This is a genomic window from Bradyrhizobium sp. CCBAU 11434 (genome assembly GCF_028128895.1).
In the GTDB taxonomy this organism is placed as follows: Bacteria; Pseudomonadota; Alphaproteobacteria; order Rhizobiales; family Xanthobacteraceae; genus Bradyrhizobium; species Bradyrhizobium zhengyangense.
Genome location: NZ_LBJX01000011.1, coordinates 464614 through 478878 on the forward strand (window position 1 = coordinate 464614; position 14265 = coordinate 478878).

General features: G+C 61.1%; 13 protein-coding genes. 8 read left to right on the top strand and 5 right to left on the bottom strand.

Annotation, left to right across the window (positions count from 1 at the left end; genetic code table 11):
* Window positions 1-16: 16 nt before the first annotated feature.
* Together XI06_RS09630 and XI06_RS09635 are read right to left on the bottom strand one after the other, a co-directional pair.
* Complete coding sequence (locus tag XI06_RS09630) at window positions 17-1261, bottom strand: ABC transporter substrate-binding protein (protein WP_237858874.1); 1245 nt, start codon at window positions 1259-1261, stop codon at window positions 17-19.
* Between the two features lie 141 nt (window positions 1262-1402).
* Window positions 1403-2314: an IclR family transcriptional regulator gene (locus tag XI06_RS09635; RefSeq protein ID WP_237858873.1), complete on the bottom strand. Its 912-nt coding sequence runs from the start codon at window positions 2312-2314 to the stop codon at window positions 1403-1405.
* 228 nt (window positions 2315-2542) lie between these two features.
* On the opposite strand from XI06_RS09635, the gene XI06_RS09640 reads away from it, so the two are divergent.
* The 3 genes from XI06_RS09640 to XI06_RS09650 are packed head-to-tail and all read left to right on the top strand — an operon-like array spanning window position 2543 to window position 5484.
* Window positions 2543-4342: a thiamine pyrophosphate-binding protein gene (locus XI06_RS09640; RefSeq protein ID WP_271605151.1), complete on the top strand. Its 1800-nt coding sequence runs from the start codon at window positions 2543-2545 to the stop codon at window positions 4340-4342.
* A gap of 42 nt (window positions 4343-4384) precedes the next feature.
* A complete protein-coding gene (locus tag XI06_RS09645; RefSeq protein WP_271605152.1) occupies window positions 4385-5089 on the top strand; it encodes an SDR family oxidoreductase in 705 nt (234 codons plus the stop codon).
* An 11-nt stretch (window positions 5090-5100) separates the two neighbouring features.
* A complete protein-coding gene (locus XI06_RS09650) occupies window positions 5101-5484 on the top strand; it encodes a cupin domain-containing protein (protein ID WP_271605153.1) in 384 nt (127 codons plus the stop codon).
* Between the two features lie 204 nt (window positions 5485-5688).
* Here the strand turns inward: XI06_RS09650 and XI06_RS09655 are convergent, their stop codons facing one another.
* Complete coding sequence (locus tag XI06_RS09655) at window positions 5689-6354, bottom strand: RraA family protein (RefSeq protein WP_271605154.1); 666 nt, start codon at window positions 6352-6354, stop codon at window positions 5689-5691.
* Between the two features lie 21 nt (window positions 6355-6375).
* Window positions 6376-7584, bottom strand: coding sequence for an aspartate transaminase (locus XI06_RS09660; RefSeq protein ID WP_271605155.1), 1209 nt, complete (start codon window positions 7582-7584; stop codon window positions 6376-6378).
* Between the two features lie 142 nt (window positions 7585-7726).
* Between XI06_RS09660 and XI06_RS09665 the strand changes: the two genes are divergently transcribed.
* Entirely contained in the window at window positions 7727-8230 is a 504-nt protein-coding gene (locus tag XI06_RS09665; RefSeq protein ID WP_271605156.1) for a LysR family transcriptional regulator, read from the top strand.
* Window positions 8231-8420: 190 nt separating this feature from the next.
* Here XI06_RS09665 and XI06_RS09670 read toward each other — a convergent pair whose 3' ends face one another.
* A complete protein-coding gene (locus XI06_RS09670; protein ID WP_271605157.1) occupies window positions 8421-9134 on the bottom strand; it encodes a TetR/AcrR family transcriptional regulator in 714 nt (237 codons plus the stop codon).
* Between the two features lie 582 nt (window positions 9135-9716).
* Between XI06_RS09670 and XI06_RS09675 the strand changes: the two genes are divergently transcribed.
* Genes XI06_RS09675 through XI06_RS09690 form a run of 4 tightly spaced genes read left to right on the top strand, consistent with a single transcriptional unit; the run spans window position 9717 to window position 14250 of the window.
* Entirely contained in the window at window positions 9717-10793 is a 1077-nt protein-coding gene (locus tag XI06_RS09675) for an ABC transporter substrate-binding protein (protein ID WP_271605158.1), read from the top strand.
* 27 nt (window positions 10794-10820) lie between these two features.
* Entirely contained in the window at window positions 10821-12359 is a 1539-nt protein-coding gene (locus tag XI06_RS09680) for a sugar ABC transporter ATP-binding protein (protein ID WP_271605159.1), read from the top strand.
* Window positions 12359-13288: an ABC transporter permease gene (locus XI06_RS09685; protein ID WP_271605160.1), complete on the top strand. Its 930-nt coding sequence runs from the start codon at window positions 12359-12361 to the stop codon at window positions 13286-13288. The genes XI06_RS09680 and XI06_RS09685 overlap by 1 nt, the downstream gene beginning before the upstream one ends.
* On the top strand, window positions 13285-14250 hold the full coding sequence (locus tag XI06_RS09690) for an ABC transporter permease (protein ID WP_271605161.1): 966 nt from the start codon (window positions 13285-13287) through the stop codon (window positions 14248-14250). The genes XI06_RS09685 and XI06_RS09690 overlap by 4 nt, the downstream gene beginning before the upstream one ends.
* Window positions 14251-14265: the final 15 nt, after the last annotated feature.

Genomic DNA, 14265 nt, shown 5'->3' on the forward strand with positions numbered 1-14265 from the left:
GCCGCGCGCGGGCGCGTCAGGCCTTCATCTCGCAGGGGTTCTGTTCCTTCGTCGGGTAGATCGTCTCCAGCGGATCGTTGGCCGCCGGAACCGCATCGCCCAGCACCAGCATGTCCCACTGGTCCTTCATCTGGTCTTTCGGCTTGACCGTGAACGGATAGGCCTCCTGCACCAGCTGGTGATCCCAGGAGCGGAAGTAGGCCTTGCGCGCCTTGCCGATGTCGAACTGCGCCTGCTTCTCGAAATAGGCGATCAGCTCGTCGCTCGCGGTCGACTTTGTCGAGTTGATCGCTTCCGCCAGCAGCTTGAGCGTGATGTAGTCGATCCAGGCATGGTTCTCCGGCGGCTTGCCGTACTTCTTGGTGAAGGAAGCGACGAAGGCCTTCGACGCCGGATTGTCGAGCGTGTGATACCAGACCGTCGGCCAGGTGCCGCTGAGATTACCCGCGCCCGCGGCCCAGGCATCGCCGGTGTTGAGATTGAATCCGACCAGCGGGTAAGGGAAGCCGAACTCGGCATATTGCTTGACGAGGTTCGTCACCTGGTTGCCGGCGAGATTGCAGCAGACCACGTCGGGTTTGGCCTGCCGTACTTTCAGCAGATACGGGCTGAAATCGGTGACATCCGTCGCGATCAGCTCGTCGCCGATCAAGTTCGCATCGTGCGTACTGAAGAATATCTTTGCAGCCTTCAGAAGATCGTGCCCGAAAATATAGTCCGCCGTGAGTGTGAAGAACTTCTTTCCCTTCACCATGCCCTGTTGCGACAGGGCCGTGCCGACCGCGTTCACCATCACGGTGTTCGGGATGTCGCAGTGGAACGAGTATTTGTTGCAGCTCTTGCCCCGCAGCGCGTCCGAGCGCGCGCCGGTCGAGAAGAACACCTTCTTGTTGCGCTCGGCCACCTGCATGATGGTCAGCGAGGATGCGGACGAAATCTCCCCCAGCAAGACCACCGCACCGTCCTGCTCCAGCATGCGCTGCGCCTTGGTCGCGGCGGTCGCGGGGTTGATCGAGTCTTCCGAGAGGAGGTCGATTGGCTTGCCCAGGATGCCGCCGGACGCGTTGATCTCTTCCGCCGCGAGCTTCACTCCTAGCTGCGCGTAGCTGCCGATCACGCCGAGGAATCCGGTGAGCGGCGTCAGGTGCCCGATCCGGATCTTCTCGGCCTCGGCCCGCACGATTGCGGGAAACCCAAGTGTGGCGGCGCCTGCAAAGGCAGCGCCCGTCCTTAGCAATGTCCGTCGGTTCGTGCGGATCATCTCTATCTCCTCCCGGGTGCATCGCGCGCCTCCCTTCAAAACCGGGTATCCGGTATTGTGAGAGACCTTTTTCTAATGCGGGAGGATAATCCCGAACGCCATTGCCGGTGTCAACCGGCAAAATCGCCGCTTGTGCGCGTCTCAGGCCTTTTTCGTGAACGCCTTGTGCGCTTGATCCTTGGCGCCGAATTCGGCTGAGAGGCGGTCGGCCGCGGCCTGCACGATTTGCGCGCCGGCGTGCAGCGCCTGGTTGGAGAGGCGCCAGATCGGGCCGGATATGCCGAGCGCGCCGATGACCTGCCCGGTGAAATCGGTCACGGGCACGGCGACGCAGCGCACTTCCGGGTTGAACTCGCCGTCGTCGAAGGCAACGCCGGTGCGCTGCACTTCGGCAATCTCGCGCATCAGTGCTCCGACGTCGCTGATTGATTTCGGTGTCGACGGTTTCAGTTCCACGCGATCGATAAAGCGCTTGAGCTGCTCGGGGCGGAGCGAGGCCAGAATGATCTTGCCGAGCGCGGTGCAATGGGCGGGCCGGACCACGCCGACACGATCGGCAAGCTGGAACGCGCCGGGGCCGCTGGTGCGCGCGATGACAACCACCGCATCGCCCATCCGCACGGCAAAATGCCCGCTTTCGCCGGTCTGACGTGATAGCTCCTCCAGCACGGGCATTGCGACATTGACCATCTCGATCTCGTCAAGCGCGGATGCTGCGAGCGCAAACAAGGGACGACCGATGCGGTAGCGCTTGTTGTCTTTCTCCTGGCGGAGGTAGCCGAGCGACACCAGCGTCTTGGCGAGATGAAAGGTGGTGGAGTTGTGCAGGCCGACCAGCTTGCTCAGCTCTGCAAGCCCAATTCCTTCGCGATGCCGCGCCACCTCTTCGAGGATCGAGAAGGCGCGGCCTAGCGATTGAACGCCACCGGCACGCTGCTTGTCCTCGGCCTCGCCGTCGCCATCCGCTTTGGGGGCGGGGACCAGCTTGGCAATCGCGGCCTTGCGCGGGCTTGCGGGCTTCTCGCCGGTCGTTGGCTTGATACGCGATCTCAAGGACTGAGCTCCCTCTGGTGAGTCGTCTTGGCTCCGTTCCTGCGACAGTAGCACGCAACCGGCGCGGTCGTCGGCGCGGAGCTTCGCGCTTCCTCGATGAATAGCCTATCACAATATAAATTGACGTATAGCATTATGAGAAATAGGCTGCCCGCGGCCCCATGATGACCGGCCGCGTTCTCCGCATCGGTACACAAGAAGTCGACGGGCCGAGAGGGAGACCGGTTGATGTCGCGAAATATGCTCAATGGCGCCCAGGTCATTGTCGATTATCTGATCCAGGAGAAGGTGCCGCAGGTGTTCGGGCTGTGCGGCCACGGCAACATCCAGTTCATCGACGCGCTGTACGAGCGCTCATCCGACATCAAGACGATCTCCGTGCACCACGAGAGCGTCGCCGGCTTCATGGCCGACGTTTATTATCGCGTCTCCGGCCGGCCAACCGCGACCTTCACATCCTGCGGGCCGGGCTCGGCGAACCTGCCGATTTCGCTCGCAAACGCCTTCCTCGATTCCGTGCCGTTCATGGCGATCACCGGCAACGTGCCGACCAGCCAGTTCAATCGCGGTGCGTTCCAGGAGATGTACCGGCACTACCAGGCCGACTTTCCTTCCACCGTGAAGACGATCTGCAAGAAGGTGTTCCAGCCAACCCGCGGCGAAATGGTGCCGCTGGCGGTGCGACAAGCTTGGAAGACCATGATCACAGGACGTCCGGGCCCCGTTGTGGTCGACGTGCCCTTCGACGTCTTCATGGAATCAGCAGCTGAAGAAGCGCCAAAAGCGATCGAGTGGAACGCCAACATCTCCAGCCGCTGCGGCGCCGATCCGGAAGGCGTCGAGAAGGCGGTCGATATGCTGCTGACCGCTGAGCGGCCGGTCATGCTGGTGGGGCAGGGCGTGCGCTATGGCGGCGCGGCGGAGGAGTTGCGCAGGCTGGCCGAGCGGCTCCAGATTCCCGTAGCCGCGTCCGCGAGCGGCCTCGGTGCGCTCGACGTCAATCATCCGCTCGCGCTCGGCCTCGTCGCCCGCGCCGGGCATTACCAGGCCAATCACGCGACACGGCAGGCCGACGTGCTGCTCGCACTCGGCGTCCGCTTCGACGATCGCACCTCGAGCTCGTGGATTCCCGGCTATTCCTTCACGATCCCGCCGACGCGATTGATCCACGTCGACATCGATCCCGAAGAGATCGGTCGCAATTATCCTGTCGCGCTCGGGCTCATGGCCGATGTCCGTACCTTCCTGCGGCAGGTGCATGCCGAGCTCGATCGCCGCGACAATCTTTTCAAGAAGGCGGATGCGCGCAAAAAGTGGCTGGCACAGATCGACGGCTATCGCAAGGAGTGGGACAAGTTCGTCGCGCCCGGGTTCTCCGACGACACCACGCCAATCAACCCGCAGCGCGCGGCGGCCGAGATTGACAAGGCGCTGCCGGAGGATGCCATCCTCGTTTCCGACATCGGAGTGCATCACAACTGGCTGCTTGGATTCTGCAAGCCGAAGCGGCCGGATTCGTTGATCGGTTCGATGGGCTTTGGCCCGATGGGCTTTGGCGTCGCCGGCGTGATGGGCGCGAAGTTCGCGGCGCCCGATCGTCCCTGCGTGTCTGTCTGCGGCGACGGCGCCTTCTTCATGCATGCCAACGTGCTGGGAACGGCGGTCGAATACAATCTGCCTGTAGTCTGGGTGGTCTGGAACAATTACGCCTATGCCTCGATCCGCGGGCTTCAGCGCGGCTATCTCGGCGGGCGCGAACTGGCAACCGACTTCAAGCATCCGGAGACTGGCGAGCGCTACAATCCGGATTTTGCCGCGATGGCACGCTCCTGCGGCGTCGAAGGCGTACGGGTTGATCGCGCTGCCGACATAGGCGAGGCCATTCGCAAGGGAATCGCCGCAAACCGGCCCTATCTGATCGATGTCGACATCGCCGCCGACGTCAATCCTGCTGGCGCCGGTGTCTGGGAATTGCCGGGCCTCGGCCAGAGCAAAGCGGGCATCGGCACGCGCTTTCAGCCGGGCTGAGCTTGGTTCGCAAAGCAATCAATAAAATATCGGGAGATGGGAATGACGCTCGCAGGCAAGAAGGTCGTCGTGATCGGCGGATCCTCAGGCATCGGCCTCGCTACGGCGGAGCTTGTAAAGAGGGAAGGCGCGGAAGTCATCGTTGCCTCGCGCAGCGCCGCGAAGCTTGATCCGGTCGCCGAGCGGCTGAGGGTGACGGCGATCCTGACCGATGTTACCAGCGATCAAAGCGTGGCCGAGCTGTTCAAGCGCACGGGCCCCGTCGATCACGTCGTGCTGACGGCCGCGCAGCTCCGTACCGGACCGTTCAAGACGGTCGCGATGGAGGATGTGCGCGCGACCATGGAAGGAAAATTCTGGGGCGCCTGGCGCGTCGCGCGCGAGGCCGAGATCCGGCCGGCTGGTTCCCTGACGCTGGTGACCGGTTTTCTGAGCGTCCGGCCGCGCCCGAACTCGGCGATCATCAGCGCGGCCAATGGCGCGCTGGAGTCGCTGGCCCGTGCCCTGGCGCTTGAGCTTGCGCCGGTGCGCGTCAACGCAGTCTCGCCGGGTGTGATCGATACCCCGATCCGGGCTGCAATGCCGGAGGCGGCCCGGAAGGAGATGCTGGCCAAGACAGCGGCCGCGCTTCCGGTTGGCCGCGTCGGAATGGCCGAGGACATTGCCCGGCAGATTGCGAGCTTCATGGCGAACGGCTTCGCAACGGGCTCGATCGTCTATATCGATGGCGGCGCGCTGGTGAATTAGGGAGAAGGAACATGGCCGAAGACAGCAGCGGCGCCTTCATCCGCAACATCGCGGAAGTGCCCTGGCGCGAGTTTCCCAACCATTTTGGCGGAGCGCTGTCGAAACCGCTGGTGATGCCGGAGACCGCGGGCTCGCGCCGCATCGATTACCGCATCTCAATGTACCAACCGATGGCCTATGTAGCGCGGCATCATCACAAGGTGCAGGAGCAGGTCTATCACGTGCTCGATGGCGAGGGACTGATGGAGATCGCCGGCAAAAATCATGTCGTGCGCAAGCACGACGTGATCTTCTTGCCGCCCGGCGTCGATCACGCGATCTCGAATTCCGGCCTAACGGACCTGGTATTTCTGGTAGTTACCTCGCCCGTTACCGACGGTGAGGGGCCAATCTGACAACGGGGAGTGAACGCGATTCCGGAACACGGACGGGCCCTTGCTCAACAAGGCTGCCGTCGACACAAAGCGAACCACCTTTGATGAGATCAACAAGAATCTCATCATGTATAATGTGAGCAGATTCCAACTGGTAACGCGAAGGGGACTCAAAGCAACGGCTCGAATGGTGCCCTGCTGGGAAGGTGCAACGGCTTGTGGTGCTCAGTTCGCGCAACGTGCCTCGAGCGCATCGACGAAGGCGCGATCCCATCGGCCCTCACGGATTGCGTGGATGGTGCCGTGCTCCTTTTGCTCCTGAGCCAATGCTTTCTCGATGACCGTTGCAGCCAGGGACGGTGGGAAAGCGAGAAGGCCGTCCTGATCCCCTACGATGATGTCGCCCGCGTTCACGGGCATGCCGCCGACGGTGATCGGGACGTTGATCGCTCCAGGCCCATCTTTGTAGGGACCACGATGGGTGACGCCGCGAGCGTACACGGGAAAAGTGCGCTGACGGATTTCCGCAACGTCGCGAATGGCGCCGTCGAGCACCATGCCGGCAAGCCCGAGCGAGGCCGCGCCGAGTGTCATGATGCCGCCGACCAGTGCGTTGGAGATATCACCGCCGGCATCGACAACCATCACGTCGCCGGGACGACAGAAGTCGTAGGCGCGCAGGATGGCGAGGTTGTCGCCGCCGCGCGTCTTCACCGTCACGGCAGTGCCCACCATCGGCGCCGGCGCGTGATAGGGGATCAGCCCGATGCTGCCGCAATTGCGGTGCAACTGATCGCTGAGCAGGGCGACCGGGATAGCCTGCAGTTTTGTGATTACCGCGGGATCGACTTGCGGAGCCGAGGGGTTCTTTACAATGCCGGTGTTTGACATGAAATGCTTTCGATCGGGGTGTTAGCGGAGTTCGGAAACAGCGTGAGCGATGCGGTTGGTGCCGTCGTCGAGCACATCGAGCGAGGCGGCGATCGAGATGCGGAAGTATGGCGACAACCCATAGGCGCTGCCTTGGACCACGGCAACGCCAACGCTTTCGAGCAGGTACATGGCGACGTCGCCGTCGGTTTCGAGGCGCGCACCCGCCGGAGTGTTTCGACCGATCAAGGCAGCGCAATTGACGTAGAGGTAGAACGCCCCGTCGGGCGGCAGGCAGCTCAAGCCCTCGATCTGGTTGATGCGCGTCAGCATGCGGTCGCGGCGGGTACGGTACATCGCGACGCTTTCGGAAACGAAGCTCTGATCGCCGTTGAGCGCTTCGACAGCAGCGGCTTGGCTGATCGAGCAAGCGTTGCCGGCTGCCTGCGACAGCAGCGTGTTCAGCGCACCGATGAGGTCGGAGGGCCCGGCGATCCAGCCGATCCGCCAGCCGGTCATCGCGTAGGTCTTCGACACGCCGTTGACCGCAAGCACGCGGTCCGCCAGTTCAGGCGCAGCGTTCAGCAAATGCGGCGTTGCGCGACCGTCGAAGCGGATGTGTTCATAGATATCATCGGTCATGACCAGCATGTGGGGATGCCGTGCGAGGACGTCGGCCAGCTTGCGATATTCCGCCGCTGAGTAGCTTGCGCCTGTCGGATTCGACGGCGAGTTAATGATCAGCCATCGCGTCTTGTCCGTGATTGCAGCTTCGAGCTGCGCCGGCGAGATCTTGAAGCCTTGACTTTCCGGGCACGCGACAATCTTTGGAACGCCGTCGCAGGCGATCACCATATCGGGGTACGACACCCAGTAGGGTGCCGGGATGATCACTTCGTCGCCGGCCTCGATCGTCGCCTCCAGCGCGCTGTAGATGCCGCTCTTGCAACCGTTGGTGACGATGATGTCGGAAGGTGAGTAGACGAGATTATTCTCGCGCTTCAGTTTCGCGGCGATCGCCTGGCGCAAATCGACGGAACCGGCCAGCATCGTGTATCGGGTTGCGCCCTTGTCCATTGCCTTTGAGGCCGCGGCGCGAATGTTCGCAGGCGTATCGAAATCCGGCTCGCCAACGACGAGGCTGACGATGTTCTTGCCTTCCCGTTTCAGCGCCGTTGCCCGATCGGCTGCCGCCGAACTCGGCGAAGGCTTGATGCGCCTCACGCGCGCGGAAATGCGAGGATGGTTCATAGAGATTGACCCTAGCTAAGCGAGGTGCGACGCTAGAGGCAGAGCCGGGCGCTGGCCAACACGAGTTCAATCTGGCCTGATAGGCATATCTTATGGATACTCTTCTCCCGGTCCGGAGCAGAAGGTAGTCTGAGGAGACGACATGAATCTCAGGCGACTGCAGTATTTCGTGAAAATCGTCGACGTCGGGAGTCTGACGCAAGCCGCCGATGTTCTGCATGTGGCGCAGCCGGCGCTCAGTCAGCAACTCGCGACTTTGGAAGGCGAGGTGCGTCAGCAGCTTCTGGTGCGCACCAAGAGCGGCGTCGTGCCGACCGAGGCCGGCAAGGTGCTATATCGCCACGCCCAGCTCATCCTCCGGCAATGCGACCAGGCGCTCGCCGACATGAATGCGGCCGCGAAGAACATCTCCGGCGCTGTGGCCGTGGGACTCGCGCCAGGGACTGCCGCGGCAGGACTGGCCCTGCCGCTGCTGCGCGCGGTGTGGGCGCGGCACCCCGGCATTCTGCTCTATTTGAACGAGACCTATGGCACTACGCTTTCCGAGCTCGTCATGAATGGCCGCATGGACCTGGCCGTTCTTTACGGCGGCAAGACCGCCGTCCACGGCCTCGCACATCGCCCGTGCGTTCGGTGCTCATGGTGAACGGGTCAGTGATCCGGATGGGCTCGATGATGCAATCACGCGCTGTCTCTGCGCAGTCGCTGCAGGACGCGCCGCCGTCCTGCATGTCGACATCGTGCCGCTCTAGCCATGGCACTTGAGTGCTGACCACGCGTCGGTACGACCGGCAGTTCAACTTTTACGAAGCTACCCAGTGGCCGTGGACCAGATCTCAGGCTCGACCTCGCTTGAGAGATCGTTTCGGAAGGCTTCTCGCAGCCAGTTCCTGACCGGCTCGGATCAGATTCTCCATTGCCTGTGCGAATAGGTCGGCGTCCTGTACCGCCAACCATTGGTTGAGCATGCCAACGAAGCTCGTGTAGATGAAGTTGGCGAGCTCCATGATCCGGGATTCGTCCTCGGGGTGTACATCCGTGGCCGCACGCAACCAATCTGCGTAGAGCAATAGGAATTCGTGGTCCTTCTCTCGCGCCATGTGCTCCGCATGCGGACGGCGAAGCACATAGAGCGTCATTTCCTGCAGGGCGAGCTGTTCGCCTGGAGCTTTCCTGATTTCGCTCCAGATGAACTGCAGAAGATCCGCGATTCGATCGTGGAGTTTCTGCGGTGCTGCGAATTGCTTGGCGAGGGTCGAGCGATAATTGGCGACGAGAACCTCCATCACCTTGAAGAGGATCTCCTCCTTGTCATGGAAGTGATAGTGAAGAGTTGCCACGTTGACGCCCGCAGCTTCGGCGATCTTGCGTGTTGTGGCGTGGTAGACACCGTCGCTGATCATCACCTTGAGCGCCGCGTCAATGATCTGCTCGCGGCGGCCGTCACTGTTCGGCCGCGCGAAACTCTTCTGTATCACTCGCTGATTCATGTCGTTTATGTTGCTTTGCAGTACCAACAAATCAAGTTGTTTTGGGTCTATGGGCGGCAATATTCCGCTCCCTTACTCCATGATCTAGGCGGTGCGCGCCTCGGTTAATGGCCCGCCTCGATCTGCACTCCCGCTGTCTCGTGGCCGACTGAATCGATCGACGCTGAGGCGGCGGGCGCTGCCAGTCCCGCGATGGACGACGACACAGATAGTCCATTCCATCTGAGCCGGGAGCCGTTGCCCTCAAGCCTGGCTGCAAGCTCGACGCGTCGAGCATGAAGAAAACGCTGACCCCCGACCTTTGAGCCGCACGGTTTGAGCTGTCATACGAAAGCCGGTTGACTCCAGATTGATCCAATCATACGATTTGGTCAAGTGATTGGATTGGCAAGGTCCAACACATGGCGGGAGGAGACGGCATGAATGACGTGAAGAAGCGCCTGCAGGCTTTTGATCGTGTGGCTCACAATCCGGCCTGATCAAAGCCGAGCGCGGCATGGGCGGCCGAGCGACGATCACAACACCGCCCGACTAATCTGAAGAACAAGCAGCAGCAGTACCGCTGTGCAGGGACGCCAAAGCGACGCTGCACGCAACGAGGCACGTATGAGTGCCCCTGAAGTGCCATGGGAGGAGGACCAAATGAAAGCAGTAACGGGATTTTTCGGAGTTTCCCTGATCGCGTTTGTCGCGGCGTTCTCGATCGCCCCGGCCGTTGCCGGAGACGACGTCCAGCTGTTACCCCCGGAATTGCTCGCGCCGACAACCGACAAGAAGACTCCGCCGGATAAGTACAAAAAGGCGCCGCCTTGGACGATCGGAATGGTGTTTCCCGGAGTTGGAAACACGTGGATTATTCAGATGGCCGCAGAAACCAAATCTGAGGCAGCACGCACTCCGGAGATCAAGGAGTTCATCTTTACGGAGGCCAATTGGGATCCGACAAAGCAGGTCGCGAATATGGAGGACATGATCTCGCGCAAAGTGGACGCGATCATCATTGCGCCCATCGCGATGCCTCTCCTGAAGAAGCAGGTCGATGCAGCCCTGGCAGCGGGCATTCCGGTGATCAACCTGGGATGGAGCAAGGGCGCGCTCCCGAGCACCGTCGAGGTCATGGGCGGTGGCGGCCCGTTCGGCGAGGTTGGTGGGAAATGGCTCAGGGACAAGCTTGGCGGCAAGGGCACGGTCTGGGCGTTCCGTGGGGTCGCCGGCGTTCAGGAGGAGACGGATCGCTATGAAGGATTCAAGAAGGCGATTGCAGGTTCGGAGATCACCATAGGCGCGGAAGTCTTTGCCGACTGGAACTATGCCAAGGCCAAGGGGCTTTGCGAAAATCTCGTGCTCTCGGGTAAGCCGGTGGATGGCATCTGGTTCTCCGGCGCCGAAATGACCCGCGGTTGCATCGACGTCTTCAAGGAAGCCGGCAGGCCCCTTGTGCCGATGACAGGCGAAGGCAATAACGGCTTCTTGCGCGCTTGGAAGGAGTCGAAGTTGGACAGCGTGGCCGCGGTGTTCACGCCGGAACTCGGTCCTGCTGCATTGCGCGCGACTGTTGCGATTTTACAGGGCAAGTCCTTGTATGACCACTACTTCTCGGATCCCGCACCCATTACGAACGCAAACCTCGATAAATATTATCGGCCGGATCTGAATGATGCCTTCTGGATGCCGTCCGAGCTGCCCGCCGCTGAAATCGAAAAAATGTTCAAGAAGTAAGATCACGCGAGCGCGATGGATACGCCAATGGCGCTCTCTTCTCCCGCAAACGCGCTCGTCGCGTTCCGCTCCATCAACAAGAGCTTCGGATCGACCCGGGCTCTTGTTGACCTCTCTTTGAAAGGATCTGCGGGATCGGTGCATGCGATCACTGGCGAGAACGGTGCCGGAAAATCAACCCTCATGAATCTGCTCGCAGGTGTTCATCAACCTGACTCGGGCGAGATTAGAGTTCGCGGGCAAGCCCTCAGGCTCGAAAGCCCAGCCCAAGCGCAAAACGCGGGCATATCCACGATATTCCAGGAGCTGACCATCCTTCCCAACCTGACGGTCGCCGAAAACCTGTTTCTCGGTCGGGAGCCGCATCGAACGGGAATTATCGATCGGTCCCTCATGCGCCGCCGCGCCGAGCAGGCCCTTGAGTTGGTCAAATGTCGCGTGGACGCGAACACGTACTGCCGAGCGCTTTCGGTGGCGGAGCAGCAGCTCATCGAGATCGCGAAGGGATTGATAGCAGATGCCGACATATTCATTCTCGATGAACCGACCGCGGCATTGAACGCACCGGAAGTCGACACGCTTGGGGAACTGATCCGTTCGCTAAAGACAGCCGGCAAGCTGATTTTCTACATAAGCCACAGGCTCGAGGAGATATTCCGATTCAGTGAGGCCGTCAGCGTCCTGAAGGACGGCAGACTCGTTGGGACATTTGAGACAAGCGAACTGACGCAGGACGAGCTGATATCGCTCATGGTCGGTCGCCCGCTTGGGCAGCTGTTTCCTCCGCGCAATCCGCACCCGGGCCAACTCGGCTGTGCCTTGGAAGTCTCGGAGCTTGTACCTTCAGATGCCGAACACGCCGTCTCGTTCAGGATCGACCGTGGCGAGATTCTCGGATTTGCAGGGCTGCAGGGTCAGGGGCAGCGTGAGATCGTCAGGGCGGTTGCCGGGGTGAGACCTCACGTCCGCGGGCGCGTCAAAAAGAGCAGTGCCGACGACGCATTGCAGAGCCTAGATCTGTCGATCGTCGCCGTTGCTCGTTCGGGCATCGGGTTCATTCCGGAAGACCGAAAGTCGGAAGGGCTCTATTTATCACTTTCCATAGCGCAGAATGTCGCACTTGGAATGCTGCGGCAGCTGGCGATGTGGCGCCGCGCTCATGTGAGGAAGTCAGCAATCGATGCCCTGTTGTTGCGGATGAGAGTTCGCGCCAATGACCAAGGCCAGCCCGTTTCCTCTCTGTCTGGCGGTAACCAGCAGAAGGTGATGTTGGGGCGATGGCTCGCCTCCGGAGTAGACGTCCTTCTGATCGAGGAGCCGACGCGGGGCGTGGACGTCGGCGCCAAATCCGAAATCTACGCACTCCTGCGCGAATTCGCCAATTCAGGCGGCGCGGTCCTCATTGTCTCAAGTGAACTGACGGAGATTCTGGGCCTGTGCGACCGGATCCTCGTCGTTCGCGACGGCGAAATCACGGCCGAGCTTGATGGTGCCGGGGCGAGCGAGGAGGCGATCATGCGCTACGCGCTGGCCGGGTCGATAGCAGAGGCAAGGAAAGAGCTGTGATGGCCGTTTCAATTGCGAAGTCCAATCGAAGCGGGCTCCGGCTTGCCACCATCGCGCTGCTGGCATTGCTTTTCGTGGCGCTTTCGATTCTGTCCCCGGCTTTCCTGGGAGTGCAGAATCTGAGCAACATCAACAGCCAGATAGCCGGGCTACTGATCGTCTCACTAGGGCAGCTCTTCGTGGCCCTGATCGGAGGGATCGATCTCTCCGTGGGGGCAGCTCTCAGTCTGACGACAACGATCATTGTCTCGGTCAGCCCGGAGTTCGCGCTCCCGGCCGCCTTGCTCGCCGGCATCGCGATCGGCCTTGTCAATGGAATCGGGGTCACCGTTGCCGGCGTACATCCGCTCATCATGACGATGGCGTCGATGACCTTTCTGCAGGGACTGGCGCTGCTGATCCATCCCGTACCCGGCGGAACGGTCCCCGACTATCTTGCCGGCCTTGCATGGACCTCGGCCGCAGGTGTTCCGGCCGCGTTTTTCTGGTGTGTTGGTGCGGTCATGATCGCATCCTTCCTGTTGTCGATGACGCGCTTCGGATTGCGCCTGTTTGCGATTGGCGCCAATCAGGCGAGCGCTGCCCGCAACGGAATCGCGGTGAAATGGTACAGCGTCAGCTGTTACGTGATCTGCTCTGTGGCCGCGACAACAGCGGGCATTTTCATCAGCGCCCGAGTCTCGTCGGGAGATGCCACGGTCGGCTCTCCATTCGCCCTGGATTCGGTCACCGCGATAGCGATGGGGGGAGTGCAGTTGGCCGGGGGTACCGGCAGCGTTGCAGGTGTGGTCCTCGGCACCATCACGTTAGGCCTGTTGACGAACGGAATGAATCTCGTCGGGATTTCCCCATTCCTGCGTACCGCCGCAACGGGACTATTGCTGCTTGTCGCAATCAGCATGCAGCGCCGAACCGTGATCGGCGTATGAGCGATATGACGACCAATTCGTTCCGCCGGGCGGTTCATCCCCGCAGCATCGTGCGCGTGCTCCTGAGCGTTCCGCTTGCTTACGCCGGAACAGCCGCGTTGTTGGCGTTTGCCTATGTGGCGAGGCCAGCCCTCGTCTCACCTGTGCTGCTCTTGCTCATCGTCCGCCAGGCGGCGCCGTTGGCCATCGCCGTCCTTGGCCAATCGCTTTGCATGAGGGTTCTTTCACTCGATCTTTCGGTCGGCGGTGTCATTCTCGCAGTCAGCTACATCCTCACCAGTGGCATCCTGAGGTTACCCGAACCGGTGCTGCTGATCATCTGCGTGCTCTTCGGAGCAGCCGTCGGCGCCGCAAATGCATTCTTCATCACGCGCATCAAAGCATCATCCGTCATCGTGACTCTGGCGACCGCCCTGATTTTAAGTGGTGTCGTATTTTCGCTCAGCCAGCTACGTGCGCCCGGGGAAGCTCCAGCCATCCTGCGTTATCTGGGGCAGACGAGAATAGGCATCGTACCGATCTCGCCGCTTTTCTGGCTCGCGATATTCCTTCCCGTCGCGCTATTCCTTCGCATGTCAGTCTTCGGGCGCTATGTCGACGCAATCGGCGCTAACCCACGGGCGGCTTTGATATCAGGCATTCCCTATGTTCGTATCGTGACGGTTGCGCACATTCTGTCGAGCATTCTTGCGGTTTTCAGCGGATTCGTGCTCGTTGGCTTTGTTGGGGCCGGCAGCCTGGATATCGGTCGTGACCTGCCCTTGACTTCGCTCGTTGCGGTTATTCTCGGTGGCGTCACCTTTGGCTCGGGCAAGGGAGGTTCGCTCGGGCCCGCTGTTGCCGCTTTCATGCTCACGTTCAGCTTCAATCTGCTTACGAGCCTTGGCGTTGGCGAGCCGGGGAAATTGATGTTGCAGGGAGCGATCATTGCCCTTGCCGCCACACGAAGAAATCCCGACTGAAGCTGGTGAAGATGG